General features: G+C 47.2%; 20 protein-coding genes, 1 pseudogene and 1 riboswitch. Of the genes and pseudogenes, 10 read left to right on the forward strand and 11 right to left on the reverse strand.

Annotation, left to right across the window (positions count from 1 at the left end):
- Positions 1–17: 17 nt before the first annotated feature.
- Positions 18–737 carry an ABC transporter ATP-binding protein gene (locus E8L90_RS18585; protein ID WP_137030735.1) on the forward strand — a complete coding sequence of 240 codons (720 nt, stop codon included), beginning with the start codon at positions 18–20 and terminating at the stop codon, positions 735–737.
- Positions 734–1,921, forward strand: coding sequence for an ABC transporter permease (locus tag E8L90_RS18590; RefSeq protein ID WP_137030736.1), 1,188 nt, complete (start codon positions 734–736; stop codon positions 1,919–1,921). The genes E8L90_RS18585 and E8L90_RS18590 overlap by 4 nt, the downstream gene beginning before the upstream one ends.
- A 76-nt stretch (positions 1,922–1,997) precedes the next feature.
- Here the strand turns inward: E8L90_RS18590 and E8L90_RS30340 are convergent, their stop codons facing one another.
- From E8L90_RS30340 to E8L90_RS18595, 3 genes are read right to left on the reverse strand one after another with little or no spacing between them, the layout of a single operon-like run.
- Positions 1,998–2,174: a hypothetical protein gene (locus tag E8L90_RS30340; RefSeq protein WP_007724726.1), complete on the reverse strand. Its 177-nt coding sequence runs from the start codon at positions 2,172–2,174 to the stop codon at positions 1,998–2,000.
- Between the two features lie 48 nt (positions 2,175–2,222).
- Positions 2,223–2,369 carry a hypothetical protein gene (locus E8L90_RS30345; RefSeq protein ID WP_007724729.1) on the reverse strand — a complete coding sequence of 49 codons (147 nt, stop codon included), beginning with the start codon at positions 2,367–2,369 and terminating at the stop codon, positions 2,223–2,225.
- Entirely contained in the window at positions 2,369–2,641 is a 273-nt protein-coding gene (locus tag E8L90_RS18595; RefSeq protein WP_137030737.1) for a DUF3886 domain-containing protein, read from the reverse strand. The genes E8L90_RS30345 and E8L90_RS18595 overlap by 1 nt, the downstream gene beginning before the upstream one ends.
- A 97-nt stretch (positions 2,642–2,738) precedes the next feature.
- Here E8L90_RS18595 and sspK point away from each other — a divergent pair, with 97 nt between their 5' ends.
- Positions 2,739–2,870 (forward strand): small acid-soluble spore protein K, encoded by a 132-nt coding sequence (sspK, locus tag E8L90_RS18600; protein WP_007724732.1) that lies wholly within the window; start codon positions 2,739–2,741, stop codon positions 2,868–2,870.
- An 83-nt stretch (positions 2,871–2,953) separates the two neighbouring features.
- Here sspK and E8L90_RS30890 read toward each other — a convergent pair.
- Positions 2,954–3,197 (reverse strand): annotated as a pseudogene (locus E8L90_RS30890) (transposase); the annotation flags it as partial.
- A gap of 173 nt (positions 3,198–3,370) precedes the next feature.
- Between E8L90_RS30890 and E8L90_RS18610 the strand changes: the two are divergent.
- The gene (locus E8L90_RS18610; RefSeq protein ID WP_137030739.1) at positions 3,371–3,673 is read left to right on the forward strand and encodes a hypothetical protein; all 303 of its coding nucleotides are present in this window, start codon (positions 3,371–3,373) and stop codon (positions 3,671–3,673) included.
- A 25-nt stretch (positions 3,674–3,698) separates the two neighbouring features.
- Here E8L90_RS18610 and E8L90_RS18615 read toward each other — a convergent pair whose 3' ends face one another.
- Positions 3,699–4,208 (reverse strand): hypothetical protein, encoded by a 510-nt coding sequence (locus E8L90_RS18615; RefSeq protein WP_137030740.1) that lies wholly within the window; start codon positions 4,206–4,208, stop codon positions 3,699–3,701.
- Between the two features lie 505 nt (positions 4,209–4,713).
- Between E8L90_RS18615 and E8L90_RS18625 the strand changes: the two genes are divergently transcribed.
- The 5 genes from E8L90_RS18625 (at position 4,714) to E8L90_RS18645 (ending at position 8,570) form a co-directional block, all read left to right on the forward strand.
- Positions 4,714–4,893, forward strand: a complete 180-nt coding sequence (locus E8L90_RS18625; protein ID WP_007724737.1) for a hypothetical protein — start codon at positions 4,714–4,716, stop codon at positions 4,891–4,893.
- A gap of 139 nt (positions 4,894–5,032) precedes the next feature.
- Complete coding sequence (locus E8L90_RS18630) at positions 5,033–5,389, forward strand: DUF3905 domain-containing protein (protein WP_137030741.1); 357 nt, start codon at positions 5,033–5,035, stop codon at positions 5,387–5,389.
- A gap of 143 nt (positions 5,390–5,532) precedes the next feature.
- Entirely contained in the window at positions 5,533–5,835 is a 303-nt protein-coding gene (locus tag E8L90_RS18635; RefSeq protein WP_137030742.1) for an iron-sulfur cluster biosynthesis family protein, read from the forward strand.
- A 68-nt stretch (positions 5,836–5,903) separates the two neighbouring features.
- Positions 5,904–7,016 carry a site-2 protease family protein gene (locus E8L90_RS18640; protein WP_137030743.1) on the forward strand — a complete coding sequence of 371 codons (1,113 nt, stop codon included), beginning with the start codon at positions 5,904–5,906 and terminating at the stop codon, positions 7,014–7,016.
- A 216-nt stretch (positions 7,017–7,232) separates the two neighbouring features.
- A complete protein-coding gene (locus E8L90_RS18645; RefSeq protein ID WP_137033500.1) occupies positions 7,233–8,570 on the forward strand; it encodes a hemolysin family protein in 1,338 nt (445 codons plus the stop codon).
- A gap of 97 nt (positions 8,571–8,667) precedes the next feature.
- On the opposite strand, the gene E8L90_RS18650 is transcribed toward E8L90_RS18645, so the two are convergent.
- The 6 genes from E8L90_RS18650 to atoS form a co-directional block, all read right to left on the reverse strand.
- Positions 8,668–9,645: a cation diffusion facilitator family transporter gene (locus E8L90_RS18650; RefSeq protein ID WP_137030744.1), complete on the reverse strand. Its 978-nt coding sequence runs from the start codon at positions 9,643–9,645 to the stop codon at positions 8,668–8,670.
- Positions 9,646–9,791: 146 nt separating this feature from the next.
- Positions 9,792–10,106 carry a DMT family transporter gene (locus E8L90_RS18655; RefSeq protein ID WP_016738882.1) on the reverse strand — a complete coding sequence of 105 codons (315 nt, stop codon included), beginning with the start codon at positions 10,104–10,106 and terminating at the stop codon, positions 9,792–9,794.
- On the reverse strand, positions 10,103–10,456 hold the full coding sequence (locus tag E8L90_RS18660; protein ID WP_137030745.1) for a DMT family transporter: 354 nt from the start codon (positions 10,454–10,456) through the stop codon (positions 10,103–10,105). Before E8L90_RS18660 ends, E8L90_RS18655 begins: the two co-directional genes overlap by 4 nt.
- A gap of 141 nt (positions 10,457–10,597) precedes the next feature.
- Positions 10,598–10,701, reverse strand: a riboswitch (guanidine-I (ykkC/yxkD leader).
- Between the two features lie 78 nt (positions 10,702–10,779).
- Positions 10,780–12,105: a short-chain fatty acid transporter gene (locus E8L90_RS18665; RefSeq protein WP_137030746.1), complete on the reverse strand. Its 1,326-nt coding sequence runs from the start codon at positions 12,103–12,105 to the stop codon at positions 10,780–10,782.
- 165 nt (positions 12,106–12,270) lie between these two features.
- The gene (locus E8L90_RS18670) at positions 12,271–13,674 is read right to left on the reverse strand and encodes a sigma-54-dependent transcriptional regulator (protein ID WP_137030747.1); all 1,404 of its coding nucleotides are present in this window, start codon (positions 13,672–13,674) and stop codon (positions 12,271–12,273) included.
- On the reverse strand, positions 13,674–15,497 hold the full coding sequence (gene atoS / locus E8L90_RS18675) for a two-component system sensor histidine kinase AtoS (protein WP_137030748.1): 1,824 nt from the start codon (positions 15,495–15,497) through the stop codon (positions 13,674–13,676). Before atoS ends, E8L90_RS18670 begins: the two co-directional genes overlap by 1 nt.
- A gap of 68 nt (positions 15,498–15,565) precedes the next feature.
- Between atoS and E8L90_RS18680 the strand changes: the two genes are divergently transcribed.
- Entirely contained in the window at positions 15,566–16,036 is a 471-nt protein-coding gene (locus tag E8L90_RS18680; RefSeq protein WP_137033502.1) for a low molecular weight protein-tyrosine-phosphatase, read from the forward strand.
- Positions 16,037–16,049 lie beyond the last annotated feature (13 nt).

Here is a 16,049-nt window from a genome sequence, read left to right on the forward strand (position 1 = left end):
AAGGAGGTCAGCCGACGATGCTTCATGTAGAAGGCTTGACGAAAGCATACAAGACGGGTGATTCCGTACTGCCCATCTTAAAAGGTGTCTCCCTACTGGTGGAACAAGGCGAATTCGTTGCCATCATGGGGCCATCGGGATCAGGGAAGTCGACGTTTATGAACATGTTGGGTTGTCTGGATCGTCCAGATTCGGGTTCGTACATGCTAGACGGCATTGAGGTCAGCAGCCTGAAGGATACGGAGCTCGCCGTTGTTCGCAACCAAAAGATCGGCTTTGTGTTCCAATCATTTAATCTGCTCGCCCGCTCTAGCTCCTTACACAATGTAGAGCTGCCGATGATGTACGCGAATGTCAGCCGCTCAGAACGGCGCAAACGGGCTACAGAAGCACTCAAACGCGTGGGACTGGCTGAACGCATGGACCATAAACCAACGCAACTATCCGGTGGTCAAAAACAGCGTGTAGCGATTGCCAGAGCACTGGTCAATAAGCCAGCCATCCTGCTGGCAGACGAACCGACGGGAAATCTGGACAGCCGCTCCGGGGTCGAAATCATGGCCATGTTTCAGGAGCTGCATGCGCAGGGCGTTACGATCATTCTCGTTACCCACGAATTAGACATCGCCCAGCACGCTGAGCGAATTGTGACATTCAAGGATGGTGTGATCATTCGCGATGAAAAGGTTACGGAGCGGATATTCTCCAAGCCGTCTGACGAGGTGATTGTCACATGAATTTTATGGAAAGCTTTAACACCGCCGTGGAGGGCATCTGGGCGAATAAAATGCGCTCGATCTTGACCATGCTCGGGATCATCATCGGGATTACCTCCGTCATTGTCGTTACGGCACTCGGTGAAGGTGGACAGAAAGCCATCAACGAAGAGATGGAAAAGTTCGGGCAAAATACGTTTAACGTCTTCATCAATTGGGAGACAAAACAAGAGATAGCCTCAGAAGATATGACCGTGGAAGATACCGAGGTACTCGGCAGGATTAGTCCTGCCATCGAATACATCGTGCCTTCCAACTCCAGTACGATTGATTTGAAGGGTCCGAAAAAAGAAGAGCGCGTCAACCTCACTGCCTCCACTGCTGATTATTTTTCGATGCAATCAACATTGAAGGTGGCAAAAGGGCGACTTTTCAACGAGGTAGATGACAAAGAGCAACGTGCTGTCATCGTCCTGGAGGAACCTCTTGCTCAAAAGCTGTTCGGTCAAATGAGCCCGATTGGTCAGCGTGTTCGCTGGGGGAATCAATCTCTCGTCGTAATCGGGACGTACACGGAAGAGAAATTCAAGTTCGATATGGCAACGAGCTATGGAGCGATTATTCCCATCCGTTACGAAATGAGCCTGCAGGAAGAGCCTTCCGTCCAAATGATCATGGGAAAAGCGATCGACAAAGCCTCTGTCGAACCAGCCATGCAGCAGGTCAAACAGTACTTGAGCCGCAAGCATCAAAAGGAAGACCATTACAGAGTTCGCAGTATGCAAGAATCCATGGATCAATTTAATCAAATGACGGGCACCTTGACGCTGATCTTCAGTATCATCGCAGGCATCTCGCTTGTGGTTGGCGGCGTCGGCGTTATGAACATCATGCTCGTATCCGTGACAGAGCGTACTCGCGAAATCGGGATTCGCAAAGCATTAGGGGCACGCCGACGAGATATTTTGATTCAGTTTTTGATTGAATCGGTCATCGTCTGCTTGATCGGTGGATTGATCGGGGTGTTGTTCGGCCTTGGTATCGCTTCGATCATCGCCTATTTTGCAAAGTTGCCACCACTTATGTCCTGGAACAGCGTGTTTATCGCATTCGGCTTCTCCAGTGCCATCGGTATTTTCTTCGGCCTCTATCCGGCCAACAAGGCAGCGAAGCTCGATCCAATCGAAGCACTGCGTTACGAATAATGAAAAATGGCTAGCCATTTTTTCTTTCCTTGAAAAAAAACAAGCACCTGTAAGCTCTCTGGCTACAGGTGCTTGTTTATGTTGGCAACGTATCTGTTACCAGCTTCAAAAGAAAAAAAAGCGCAATCCCCACGCTCGCGACTGTCCACCAGAGCGGCTTGCTGTCAGCCTTTTCTGCCTTGTAGATCCCGATTAACTTCCAGGTCCCTACTGCCACACACAAAAGGCTAAACAGGAGCAGGATTGTCCCCATGATCTCCCTCCCCTCACTCCTAGCTATATGGGAATGAGAGAGAAAAAATCACTTCTTCGGGTCCTTTTTGCCCAATCGACCGAGGACCATCCGGCCCCGTTCCTTGATGGACTCGTCCTTGATATCTTGTTGACGCTTTTTCATCAAACCGTTTTTCGAAGTATCCGGTCGGTCCGTTTGCCGTCCATCTCGCATTAGCTGTACTTGCCTCCGCCTTTTTTCTCGTAATCGTTTAAAAGCTCACCAAAGCTCTTGTTGCGCTCGCGTTCTTCTTGCTCACGGCGCTTTTGTTCAGCTGCTTCCTTTTCTTTGCGCTCGCCTTCTGTCTTCATGTCTTTTTCAAGCTGCTTGAGTGCTCCGAGCGCATCTGCATTCAGCATATCCTTCAAACTGTTCAATCCGCTTTTCGCGTCTGTCGTAGTTGTTGTCTCTGGTTGACGCTGTGGTTTTCGTTGTTTTTTTGCCATTTGAATTGCCACCCTTTCCCTATCCTCATTCTGTCCTCATTCTCTGGCCCCATCCGGGTCATACTATCTTCATCTTTCACAAAGAGGAGGACATCACATGGTTCGCAACAAAGAAAAAGATTTTGGAAAAACCGCTGAAATCCGAGGACCCAAAGCCCAATCCGAGGCTGTCCGTTCTGACGGCTCCATTAATAGTGAACCACAAGAAAGGCTAAAAGAAAACCGCTAACAAAAAAACCGCCGGGCAGCCATTATGCTCGGCGATTTTTACTCTTTATAAAGTGTCCGGGGAATATGACTTTGTTAATGCCGGATCACTATGATTTTGGTCCGAAGATCAGCGCTGCTTGCTTTAAAATATCGTTTTCCATCTTCAATCGTTGATTTTCCTTACGTAGCCCCATCAGTTCCGTTTGTTCTGCTGTTCGGTTGTCCTTTTCTTTAAAGACCCTGAAGTTCTACTTTATTTGACCCAACGGCCAAACGCAGATGCACCCAGATCATATTCTTTTAAAATATCTGCACGAGGTTTGCCATTCTCATAAAGCTGAACCATCTGCTGTTTGAACTCGTCTGTAAATGACCGACACTCACCTAATTCAGTGTAGCCATCCAATTAGGATCACATTTTTTTGGGGGACGGGTTGTTATTTTACTCCGAAATTTTCCTTGTTAAGTGAAGAGGCAAACAAAACTTTTGTCTCAACTACTTTTAGGGAGGTTTTATGTATGGGTGTATCAGATTGTAATTTGTTTGGAAATTTTAAAATGGAGCCTCAAGGACGGGCAATAATCAAGAACAAAAACACCGGAAAGACAATCAATGCGCATTGGACTTATTACAAATGTAAATGCAGAGACTTTTTTGCTTGCAGTGGCGCTCCTCAGCTTGGTGAACCAATTTTCGATTATTTAACCAACCATTATTTAAATGCAGCTGCAATGAGTGGGATTGTAACAGTCCACGTTGATCCAAGTAACAATTCGGATACATCAAAATCAACAATCCCAGGACATCGTTTTATGTGGTAATTTAGGAATCAAAAAATAAACAACTTTAATTTTCTTTACTACTCATAAATTGCTTTGTCCTGATATCATCCCAATATCTATCAATTTTAAGTGTCCCATCTTCTAGTAATAAAGTTACTTGAGCTGCTCCTTGTATAACCTCATTTTTTGATGAGTCTTTCAAGAGAATTGTGTAACTAACGTCAATCTCCCCAGAAACCGTATCTCTTTTGAATTCAGTAATTTCTACATTTTCTACAGTTAAAAAGATGTCATTATAAGCTAAATACGCAGCGGTAAAACCCATATTTGCTTTGATGATATTTTCTGCTTCCTTCTTAGTTAAATAAGGTGTTGCCTTGTCTTGTATTACTGTTATATAAGCGGTAAAGTCATTGGTTTGTTTTGTATATCCCTCTTTTTTAACTTCGTAATTTATTTTACTAAAATCAATTAATTGCTGTTTAACTTGTTCTTTCAGTTCTGTATCGGAAATGTCTGATGAACATGCAGTGAGACTAAACAATAACAAAATGGCTGTAAGTATAATCTTCAAATTGCATCCCTCCACAAGGTAAATATAACCAATTATACCAATTTAACTTATTGATTAGAAATGAAACAAGATAATTAAGCCTGCGTTGTATCGATGATGATGAATTTTGGTCCTTTTCAGAGAGCTTACACAACACAATCGTTAACGTCGTTTTTCCGCTTCTTCTTTTACCTTTTTTATAAAAAACAGTTGTTTTTTTACCATTTTTACCTATAAGGTAGGAGGGTGAAAAGCATGCATATCTCAACAAGGCGTAAACAAATACAAATGGAAATATTTAGGGATACTTCGAAAAAAATTAGAGTCTAACCCGCAATCAGTTAAGTCGTAGGCCCTCCAAAATAGAGGTTTTTTTGCATTCTTGAGCCGGACGGTCGCGTAAAAAACCTGCATTATGTTGGCTGTCTCCCTAATTGGACGAGGGTATTGGAAAAATAAGGAGAAACATATTGGAGAAAAATGAGTCTAATATATAAAGCAAGCATCGCGTGGGGGAGGGATTTTTATGCCAATGTGGGCGTTCTTATTAACCATTGTTGGTGGCTTGATTGTATTTGGTGTAATTTATGACCAGATCAACAAAAGAAAAATGAGAAAGACTCCCAAGAACTTGAGCAGTTCCCAAATGGTGTACACAGAGAACTATCTAAACGAAGTACGTAATGATATTAGCGGACCACAATAAAAAATGCAGCCCACTCTCTCTTGGGAGTTTTTTAGCATATGCAGTTGGGTCTCTTTTGGGCTCGGCGCAAGCTCTCTTCCAAAACCGAATAAGGGGTCAGTGACTGATGCATGCTATGGGATAAAAGGAGGTCCAGATGATGGATAACGAGAAGCAAAGGAACGACAAGACGAAGGATATTTCCCTCGATGGGACGCTGCCGCATCAAATCAGTGCTCCTGACTTCAAAAACTCGTCCCGTACGATTCAAAAGCCATTCGTCAATGAGTTCGGAGTCGTCATCGGTGACAGCTTGTACGAGTCCAAGGAATCTCCCTTACACAACTGGAGCACAGAAACCGATCCCTCCATCATGTCAGGGGATGAGTGGGTACATCCGACCAATGACATTGGCTGGAACTCGATAGAAAACCGTGAGCTGCTAGAGGATCAAGAAAAACCAGATGGAGCGCGTTTTATGCATCCTACCCTCGACGTGAGCAAAGGCAGGGACTAATACCAGCTTTTTCATGCAAGCCCGTTCGGCAGAGGCCCTTCTGACCGGACGGGTGTTTTTGGATTGCACTTGCACCTCGAGACTCGGGGCACTACTCTGACTTGTGTTACAATAGAGGACAAGTAGCAGAAAGGAGCTAGTCCATGAGTATCACACTTTCGATAGAGCCAGCGTTTTCCCATGCCTATCAACGTTATGCCGGGTTTTTACCGGGAGATACGCTTCGATTATATGTACGAACAAGCGGCCCCGGGACCGGTGGCATGTTTTATGCGATTGAAAAAGATGAGGCCCTCATCGATGATGCTGTGTTTGAAGTAGAGGGGTTGCGATTTGTCATTCGTCCAACTGATTTCTGGTATTTCGACGGAGGACATCTGAGCTACAATCCGCTCTATGGCGAGTACGGCTTTCACTTCACCAACCCTCGTCTGGATGACAACTAGAATAGAAACTTCTCTTGGCTTGATTCGTAAGAAGGAATATCTGCCTATATCTTCTGGGAGGAAAAACGATGAAAAAAAGCCGTTCAGTCCTTTTGGCGATCGGTGCTTTCTTACTTGCCAATGTAAAATGGATATTTAGCATACTGAAGTTTTCGAAATTCGGAACCACCATTCTATCCATGGGGATTACCTTATGGGCGTATGCCATGTTTTACGGATGGAAATTCGCCGTGGCTCTCGTCTATCTGATCTTCGTCCACGAAATGGGGCATGTGATTGCCGCCAAACGAAAAGGAATCGCGACTTCACCCGCTGTCTTTATTCCTTTTGCCGGAGCCTTCATCGCCATGAAAGACTTACCGCGTGATGCAAAAACGGAGGCGTACCTAGCCTACGGCGGACCCTTGGCGGGGATGATTGCTTTCTTGCCTGCCCTTCCGTTGTATTGGTATACGCAGGACCCTTTCTGGGGGTTGGTTATCTATTTGGGAGCTATGCTCAATTTATTTAATCTACTGCCCATCTCTCCGCTGGATGGTGGCCGCATCGTTTCGGTATTGTCGACGAAAATTTGGTTTATCGGGTTAGCCGGGCTGGGTGTTATGCTGTTCGCCAACCCAGGGCCGATTACTGTGATCATTTTCATCATCGGCTTGATTACGTGGTACAACCGCCTACGTGGCAGCTATCAACAAAAGCTCCTGCAATACGAACGCGAAAGGATTGCAGACTTCCAGCAAAGTATAGCTAAATGGCCCGCGCTGGAATCGACATGGGATATTCGCATGCAAATGAATGCCGAGGTAAATGCGATCAACCAGGAAGATTTGAAGAAATTTTACGTTCCATTTGTGCAGGACAAACAACGCCTACAGCGTGACTTCAAGCGACTCGATAAAGTGTATGTGAATAGAAAATGGGAACTGTTCAGACAGTGGGAACGAGAGCCTGTTTTGTATTACGATTCGGACCCGAACCGACCAATCCCATCCGATGCGCTTCGTGATGGAGAACGTGTGGCGCAAGAGAGGTTAGCCGAACTGGATGAGCAAATGCACCAGCTCACTACGTACTACGATGCACCGAGCTCTACGAAGTGGAAAGTGTTAGTTGCCTATCTCGGTCTCGCTGCTGTACTGTCAGCGTTTTTCGTCTACGCCCAACAAATACTGCACCGGTAACCGCTTGCACTCTGCGTTGCTTGACAAAAATGGATACCTATCTGCGGCCTTCTCCGAGCGCAAAAACGTGCGCTACGGTTATCTGAGGGTCGCTCTTGCCGACCAAAAGGGCAGAAACGCCCTCTATGGTGGTATATCGCTTTTGTACGTTCCACCCAATCAGAGTAAAATAGAAAATAGTACTTTCATAAAATTCCAGAGAGGATGACTTTTTACTTGGACACCGTCCCGATAGTGCTCAACCTACTGCTTGTTATATTTCTTGTTTTTCTCAACGGCTTTTTCGTAGCCGCAGAGTTCTCGCTCGTGAAGGTGCGACAAACGCGCCTGACACAGATGGTGAATGAAGGTAACAGACGTGCAGTCTATGCCCAAAAAGTAACGCATAAGCTAGACGCTTACCTATCTGCCTGCCAGGTCGGGATTACTCTCGCCTCGCTGGGACTGGGTTGGGTCGGGGAACCGGCCATTGCCCATATGATTGTGGAGCCTTTGCTTGGATCTTCAGGATTGCCTACTTATGCGATCTCCGCGATTTCTTTTGGTGTAGCCTTTGCGATTATTACGTTCCTCCACATTGTCTTGGGTGAGTTGGCTCCGAAATCTTTGGCCATTCAAAAAGCAGAAATGACCTCGTTGTGGGTTGCCGCGCCATTGATGTTTTTCTATAAATTGCTTTACCCGGCTATCTGGTTCTTGAACGGAACCGCCAACGCTCTCATGAGACGACTCGGACTCGAAGCCATCTCGGAACATGAAGCGGCACATACCGAAGAAGAAATTCGCCTGCTGGTCAACCAAAGTCACCAAAGTGGCCATATCGACCAAACCGAATTGGCTCTTGTGGAACAAGTTTTTGATTTCTCCGAAACCGTTGCTCGGGAAACGATGATCCCGCGCATTGATATGGTTTGCTTATATACGACAAATACCTTTGAAGAAAACCTGGAGATTATCCGCTCGCAGCGCCACACGCGTTTTCCGGTTGCAGCTGAGGATAAGGACAACATCATTGGTTTTGTCCATGCGACAGACTTCTACCTTTCTGCCTTGCAAGACGGAAGCGTAGAGCTGGATTCAGTGGTCCGCCCTGTCCTGACTGTACCGGAAACCATGGAAATCAGCACAGTATTGCGCCTGATGCAGAAAAACCGTTCGCAGCTCGCGATTGTCATCGACGAATACGGCGGAACAGCCGGTCTCGTGACGATGGAGGATATTCTGGAAGAAATCGTTGGGGATATCCAAGACGAGTTTGACGAGGAAAGACCAGAGATCGAGAAGCAAGACGATGGCCTCTCCGTATCCGGTATGCTCGTGTTGGCTGACCTGAATGACCATATTCCGTTCGAACTCGAATCCGAAGATGTAGACACGATCGGTGGTTGGTTGTACAGCCAGCTGGAAGAAGACATCGCTGTTGGTGCGACAGTCGAATGGGAGAACCACCTGTTCACCGTTAAGCAGATGGACCATCACCGTGTCACACGCGTTCTGATTACGCGTTTGGAAAAAGGTGAATCAGAGCAACAAGAACTGTTGACCGTCTCCTAATCATCACACGCTTAACACAAACCAAAGCCCCACACCTGCTTACTTGGCTCGTGTGGGGCTTTTTCTATTTCGCAAGAGAGTTTGCACCCTCATTCGTCTACGTGGTTCCCTGGCCCGTGAGTTGCTTCCAGTTGTCCACGCCGTTGTCCTCCAAAATCCCCATCGTCACATCGCTAATATCTGGATCAGTGAGCAAGCTGTCGCGAATGCGGTATTTAATATCATCCGCCACAGCAAGGCTCAGTCCCGGCCGCAGTTCTACATAGCTCTCCACATGGTAAAAACGCCCTTCCTGCACAATCCGCATCTGGTTGATGTCCGTCACATCCGGATCAGCAAAAATGACTTTGGCTACCCGATCCTCGATTTCTTTAGGAGCTGCAATACCAATTAAACCGACCATGTTGTCGTACCCTACCTTGAATGCCACACCCACCATGAGAATCCCGATCAGCATGGTAGCAATCCCGTCCAACAAAGCAAAGGAAGTAAACGTAGTGACGATTACGGCAATCAGTGCCAATAACGCACCAAGCGTAGCTACGATGTCTTCGTAAAAGACAAGTCTTGTCGGGGGAGCCGCACGTCCTACATTCCGAAAAGCTGCAGGGATGACAGCGAAGCCTTTCGCTTCCACCCGAGCTTCATCAACGATTTCGAACATTACTTTTACGAGCACGTATCCATCCACAATGACCGCCAGAGACAAAATAATGAAATTCAACCAAAAATGGCTGGATTCTGTTGGCTTGGAAATGAGATGGAAGCCTTTGATAATGGTTTCGTAGGCCATGACAGTTACGACGATCACTGCGACCATACAGAAAATGTTAATGACTCGACCAAAGCCTGTAGGGAACCTCGATGTCGGTTTTTTCTCTGCGAGTACGCTGCCAAAGAAAACGAAGAACTGGTTGACCGCATCGGCTACCGAATGCATCGCCGACGCAAACATGGCTCCACTCCCACTATAGACAGCCGCAAAGCCTTTTGCGATGGCAAGCCCTGTGTTCCCCAAGGCCGCTGTCGCCGAGGACATGTTTCCCTTTTTTAGCGTTGCCCAGAAAGAGCCCATGATGTTGCCATTCCCTCCTTGAACGAGACGATTTTCTTTACTATTCCCTATTCATAAGGAGTGTTCCTTATGAGAAATGGAACATATACACAAAGAAAAGACAGACATCCGAAGTCGAATATCTGCCTTTCCTTGATACCGCTACCTTAAGCTACTAATTTCAATCCTGCTACGGCTATAATCACCATGGCGATGCACAAGATTCGCAGCTTGTCTTTTGCTTCCCCATAGAACAACATCCCGACCAGAGCGCTTCCTACCGTACCAATCCCTGTCCAAACCGCATAGGCTGTCCCCATAGGGATTTCTTTCATGGCGAAGGACAAGAGGAAGAAGCTGAGAGAAAAGCCACCGATCAGTACCGCAAAGGAACGGAACGAGGGCTTCTGGTTGACCTGTGTAATCCCCATCACGCCTACGACCTCAAACAACCCTGCAAAAATTAAGGATAACCATGTCATGCCACTTCCCCCTCCCTCTTCGGCTTCTCTTCATGATCCGGTGTGACCAGCTTCAACCCAAGGATTCCGCCCAGAAGAAGTGCGATCAAGCCTACTTTCGCCCAGCTGAACGGTTCCCCAAACAGGACCATTTCGCTAATAACGGTACCAGCCGTACCCAAACCGACGAAGACCGCATAAACCGTACTCGTCGGCAGCTTTTTCCCTGAATAGACCAAAACACCAAAGCTGATAATAATCGCTAGGATGGTCAACGCCCATGACCAAAAGCTGTCGGCGTGCTTCAAGCCCGCTACCCACATGACTTCAAATACTGCTGCTACGACAACCATCAACCAATATTTCCCCATTTCTGTCTCCCTCCTCTTTCTTTTTACGCTCATCGCAACGGACGTATCCGTTTTTATCGTTCCCCAAAATACATACTCATCCAAGATGGCTCAATCTTTCCGAATGCAAAAAAAGCCTCGGGTGAATACCATCACAGATATTCCTCCCGGGCTTTTATCCCTCCGTGTACACGACCGTGGTCGTGGGTTTTCTCTCGGTCCTGACCGGCCAAATGACTGACCGCGGAACCCTAGAAAACTCCGTTCATATGCAGTTCTTTTCTTGGGGTAACTGCCATCATCATATCAAAAAACGCCGTGTTTGACAATGAACGGGCGCATCGCTAAAAAAGCAAGAAGCCTAAGCTGATAATGGCGCCTGTCACGATCAACATCATCAAGCAGTAGCCCATAATATCCCGCGCACCCAATCCAGCAAGAGCCAGTACAGGTAATGCCCAGAATGGCTGAATCAAGTTCGTCCACGCATCCCCCCAAGCAATGGCCATCGCTACTTTTGCATGGGGAACGCCCAGCTCAGTGGCGACAGGCAGCATGATTGGTCCCTGTACTGCCCATTGCCCTCCACCAGAAGGAATAAATACGTTCAATAAGCCTGCACTCAAAAACGTGAACAGCGGGAAGGTAGTAGGCGTCGAGATACTGATAAACCATTGAGAGATACTCGCTGCCAGTCCTGAAGCTGTCATCATCCCGATAATACCTGCATAAAACGGGAACTGTACAACGATCCCTGTCGTGGTTTTCACCGCTTCATGCATGGCATCCAAAAACTTGCGCGGTGTCCCATGAAGGAGTATACCCAGAAACAAGAAGCCCATGATGACGACATCCAAATTCAACTTAAAGCCTTTATCAGCAAAATAGTAAATCAAATAAATAATTCCGAGTGCGGAAACAAGAACCGAGATCAAACGGCTGTTTTCCATTTTGGAAGCAGGAGTATTGTCGACTTCATAATCAGTAGCAGCAGCCATTTCTTGTTGCGATTTCCCTTCTCCCTTGAATACAATCGTATCTTTTTCGGTAGGCATCATGAATCTGTTCACAATCGGGAGGATAATCATGATCGCGGCCACAATGGTCAGATTCATGGCTGAAAACATCGTTTCCGAGGTAGGAATGACACCGATGATGTTTTCTAGGCTATGCTTTTCAGTAGCGATCGTCAATGGAACAGAGCCAGCAAGTCCTCCGTGCCAGACGACAAATCCACCATATGCACTGGCAACTAGCAATCGGTAGTCTACCTTTTCCACTTGATTGGCAAGAACGCGTGCCAATAGCGCACTGATCACAAGCCCAAATCCCCAATTGATCCAGTTCGCCACACAGGAAACCAATGTGACGAGTACAATCGCTTGACCTGGCGTCTTTGCCAGTGATCCCAAGGCATTCAAGCCACGCTTACAAATATTCGTACTGGCTAGCGTATGACCCGTAATCAAGATCAAGACCATTTGCATCGTAAAGCTGAGTAAACTCCAGAAGCCGCCTCCCCAATAGTTGACCATTTCCAGCGGCGTTTTGCCATTGACGATGATCCCGGCAACAAACACGAGAAAGGTCAAAATGACTGCAAATAAAAAGGCGTCTGGCAAATAGCGTTGCACCATGCGGACTGAAGCGTTCGTTAAGGCTTGAAACACATTTTCATCCCCTTTTCAAAAAGCATTCGTGTACTTGTGCTTTCGATATAGCAAGAGGGATGCCAATCTGTATTTCAAAGGAAATGAATGCGTTTTCAAAATAATTGCTCCGTCATGCTGACTACTTTTTGCACAGGATGATACTTGTTTGCGCACATCGGGCGATTAGTCTTTTACATCCATTGTCGAATCCAATCCGTACATTTGCAGCTTGTAGAGCAGTGCCCGCCGCGATATGCCCAGTCTTTTCGCTGTCTGTAGCTTGTTACCGCGTTCTTTTCGCAAAGCATGGACAATGGCTTCCTGCTCGACCTGGGCAATGATTTCCCGCATTGTTCGCCCTTCATAGCTCATTTTGCCATGGCCTTTGGTTAGTTCACTTACCGCGTTTTCCTGAATGGGGGATAAGACATGCTCTTGGTCAATAACTACTCCTCTGGTCAAAATAACAGCTCGTTCGATCGTATTCTCTAGCTGACGCACATTGCCTGGCCAGTGATAGGCGATCAGCGCTTCAGTGGCAGCAACGGACAAGCAGAGGTCATGTTTCCCTGCCTCTTTTCCATATTTGGCGAGAAAGTGACGGATTAACAGAGGAATGTCCTCTTTTCGCTCTCGAAGCGGCGGCATGCGAATTGGAACGACATTGAGCCGGTAGTAAAGGTCTTCACGAAAAAGCTCCTGGCGAATTCTTTCCTGCAAGTCACGGTTAGTGGCTGCAATCACGCGTACGTCAACTGTGACAGCCTCGATGCCCCCTACCCGAATAAATACGCGATCCTGCAAAACCCGCAGCAGTTTTACCTGTAAAGAAAGGCTCAGCTCTCCCACTTCGTCCAGGAACAACGTACCCCCATTTGCCAGTTCAAATAGTCCTTGCTTGCGATGAATGGCACCTGTAAATGCTCCTCGTTCATATCCAAATAACTCACTCTCCAGCAAATTTTCAGGAATCGCGCCGCAATTGACAGGAATGAGCGGCTTATCTGCCCGCGGGCTGTTGGCATGTATCGCTCTGGCAATAAGCTCTTTGCCTGTCCCGCTCTCCCCTTCAATCAAAACAGTAGCTTTAGACATCGCTACTTTTCCCACCAGCTTGTACACGTTTTGCATAGCCGGGCTCAGACCAATCAAGCTGGTTCCGCTTGGATTGGCTTGGTCTTCCTGTATGACTTGCCCGACTTCACCTTGCTCAAATAGCTCTCCCTGTGTAAGTGCATGAGCAACGACTTGTTTGACCTGCCCCAAGTCGAATGGCTTTTGCACATAATCAAATGCTCCTAGCTTCATTGCCTCCATGACATCACTGGCGGAACCATAGGCAGTCATCATCACGACTCTCGGGAGCCTTCCCTTTCTCTCGTTCAGGCGGCGCAACGTATCCATACCATTTATATGAGGCATACGCAGATCCAAAAGCATGACTTGCGGGCAAAAGCGCTCGACCTGCTCCAAGGCTTCCGTCCCACTGCCAGCCTCCATCAGCTCGTATCCCATTTTGCGCAGCGTAGTCGACAATGCCTTTCTCACATTAGCCTCGTCGTCAACGATCAGCACTCTGCTCGTCATCACAATCCTCCTTTTGCCCGAATCGGCAGCACGACAGTGAAACAGACACCTTCGGGGGTATTTTGCGCGAAAATATGTCCGCCATACGCTTGCACGATCCGTTGGGAAAGCGCCAGTCCAAGTCCCGTACCTGTTTGCTTGGTTGTGAAAAACGGCTCGAATACAGCCAGCAGGTTTTCTTCCGCAATAGGCGGACCTTCATTTGTTACCTGGACATGTACATCATTATCTATGTTTTTGATTTCAATTTGGATACGACCTTCCATTGGTTTTGCTTGCAACGCATTTTGCAATATATTCAAAAACACTTGCTTTAACAACTCCGGTGAAGACATCACGACCGGAATAGCCTCCTCACATACGAGCTGTACAATTACCCCGCAATAGCCCTCGACATGTTCCATCAGCTTGAGTGTGTGATGGATTACCTCTTGCACGCGAACAGGTACATTCAACTCTTCATTGGGACGAGCAAATAACAAGAGCTCGTCAGCAAAACGGTTCAGACGCTCGACTTCCTCCACAATAATCTCTGTGTATTCCCGAGAGTCATGGTCTTTTGGCCATTCCTCCTCGATGATCTGGGCGAACGCTTTGATAGCTGTCAATGGATTGCGTACCTCATGTGCAATACTCGTCGCCCACTCACCTATGACTGCGAGTCGTTCTGCCTGAGCCAGTCTAGACTCCATCCTCCGCCATTGCGTACGATCCTCCAGAACGACGATAGCCCCCAGTACTTCATCCGCCGTCTTTTTCCAAATAGAAGAGCTGACCTTAAGCCAGAGCACGCCTCTGTCCGGATGCTGATGGCGCCACATAGCATCACGGATGGCTCGACCGTTTTGCAGCGTATCCAACAGAATATGTAGGAAAGGCTCGCTCTCTGTGAAGACCTCCGTGTAATGCATCCCCTTTGCTCTACTAGACTTGAAGCCAATCATATGTATCGCTGTCTCATTCCAAGCAATCAGATGCCCACTTTGATTCAACGCGAGGACCCCACTATCCATGCTATTCATGATCGTCTCCGTGTGGGTACGGCTAGCCTGCAAATCACTTGCAAGATTGTTAATCGCACCTGTAATTTCTCCAGGCTCACCGTCCATGCTTTTCAAACGAAAGGAAAGGTCTTGGCTAAGCCGCTTCAGCCCTGACTTGATCTCTGACAAAATCACTTCAAAGCGATGAACGAGCAAACCGCTGGCCGCTGCTGCGATCATACAGCCAATGCCCAAAATCGCATAAATGCTTTGTCGCATATCCGCGAGTTGTATATCAATCGTAGACATGAGTTCATTCGCCCATGCATAGCCGATCACTTGATCATTGCGAATGAGTGGAACCATGGCGTTCATGATGTTGCCACGGACTTGTTCGCCGATCACTACATCAATCTGCCGCGTCTGCATGACACTGCGACCCGGATGGGTTTCGCTAATCGATTGTCCTATGTACAAGCTCATTTCATTGCTGGGTCCATACGTCACGATGGAATCGAGAGCTTCGGAATAATAGCCGACGCCAATTCCCGGATGCGCCAGAGCAATACGATCTGTAAGCGGTTGCATCTTCTCGTTTAATTCTTGGAGCTTGTACTCTTTTTCCGCCTTTTTTAATCCCGCTTCCATGACGGTAGTGTCAAAATCCTTCGACAGCGCAAAATCCAGTTGCTGCGTAATGGCGATTAGCTTCTGTTTCTTTTCCGCCAATAAAGCCTGCTCTGCCGATTTTATCAATACTATTCCGGTAATGATAATTGGTAAAACAGTGACGACAACGACAGCTACAACAAAACGTATGCGGTACAGATATGTTTTCATTGCAAATGTCCTCCTTATGGTATTCTAACATACAGAAGCATCACACACAGGAAGAGAGGAACGTGCATATGACAACAGTGTTGTTCGTTTGTCTGGGCAATATTTGTCGCTCACCCATGGCCGAAGCCGTATTTCGCCATCTCGTAGAGGCGGAGGGATTGGCAGGGGAAATCTCCATCGATTCAGCGGGGATTGGTGGCTGGCACGCGGGGGAACCTCCACACAAAGGTACACAAAAGGTATTGACCGAGAATGGGATCGCGCATGATACATTGCGTGCTCGCCAAATTATCACACAGGACTTCTCCGAGTACGAATACATCGTCTGCATGGATGAAGAAAATTTGTCCGCACTCAAGCAGATGGCGCCGTCAGCAAAAAAGGTGTATCGCCTGCTCGACTTTGCTGATTCTGCCCAGGAACAAAATGTGGAGGACCCTTATTATACGGGGCGATTCACGTATGTGTATGACCTCGTGAATGCGGGTTGTCGCGGGCTCTTGAACGAAATCAAAAACAATATCGCAAAAAAGGGATAGCCCGTCATCTGGG

This window comes from Brevibacillus antibioticus (genome assembly GCF_005217615.1).
GTDB classification, from domain to species: Bacteria; Bacillota; Bacilli; order Brevibacillales; family Brevibacillaceae; genus Brevibacillus; species Brevibacillus antibioticus.

Coding starts and splice junctions, on each gene's coding strand:
- E8L90_RS18585 (WP_137030735.1), top strand. CDS start 18: ATGCTTCATGTAGAAGGCTTGACGAAAGCATACAAGACGGGTGATTCC.
- E8L90_RS18590 (WP_137030736.1), top strand. CDS start 734: ATGAATTTTATGGAAAGCTTTAACACCGCCGTGGAGGGCATCTGGGCG.
- E8L90_RS30340 (WP_007724726.1), bottom strand. CDS start 2,174: ATGGGGACAATCCTGCTCCTGTTTAGCCTTTTGTGTGTGGCAGTAGGG.
- E8L90_RS30345 (WP_007724729.1), bottom strand. CDS start 2,369: ATGCGAGATGGACGGCAAACGGACCGACCGGATACTTCGAAAAACGGT.
- E8L90_RS18595 (WP_137030737.1), bottom strand. CDS start 2,641: ATGGCAAAAAAACAACGAAAACCACAGCGTCAACCAGAGACAACAACT.
- sspK (WP_007724732.1), top strand. CDS start 2,739: ATGGTTCGCAACAAAGAAAAAGATTTTGGAAAAACCGCTGAAATCCGA.
- E8L90_RS18610 (WP_137030739.1), top strand. CDS start 3,371: ATGGGTGTATCAGATTGTAATTTGTTTGGAAATTTTAAAATGGAGCCT.
- E8L90_RS18625 (WP_007724737.1), top strand. CDS start 4,714: ATGCCAATGTGGGCGTTCTTATTAACCATTGTTGGTGGCTTGATTGTA.
- E8L90_RS18630 (WP_137030741.1), top strand. CDS start 5,033: ATGGATAACGAGAAGCAAAGGAACGACAAGACGAAGGATATTTCCCTC.
- E8L90_RS18635 (WP_137030742.1), top strand. CDS start 5,533: ATGAGTATCACACTTTCGATAGAGCCAGCGTTTTCCCATGCCTATCAA.
- E8L90_RS18640 (WP_137030743.1), top strand. CDS start 5,904: ATGAAAAAAAGCCGTTCAGTCCTTTTGGCGATCGGTGCTTTCTTACTT.
- E8L90_RS18650 (WP_137030744.1), bottom strand. CDS start 9,645: ATGGGCTCTTTCTGGGCAACGCTAAAAAAGGGAAACATGTCCTCGGCG.
- E8L90_RS18655 (WP_016738882.1), bottom strand. CDS start 10,106: ATGACATGGTTATCCTTAATTTTTGCAGGGTTGTTTGAGGTCGTAGGC.
- E8L90_RS18660 (WP_137030745.1), bottom strand. CDS start 10,456: ATGGGGAAATATTGGTTGATGGTTGTCGTAGCAGCAGTATTTGAAGTC.
- E8L90_RS18670 (WP_137030747.1), bottom strand. CDS start 13,674: ATGACGAGCAGAGTGCTGATCGTTGACGACGAGGCTAATGTGAGAAAG.
- atoS (WP_137030748.1), bottom strand. CDS start 15,497: ATGAAAACATATCTGTACCGCATACGTTTTGTTGTAGCTGTCGTTGTC.
- E8L90_RS18680 (WP_137033502.1), top strand. CDS start 15,566: ATGACAACAGTGTTGTTCGTTTGTCTGGGCAATATTTGTCGCTCACCC.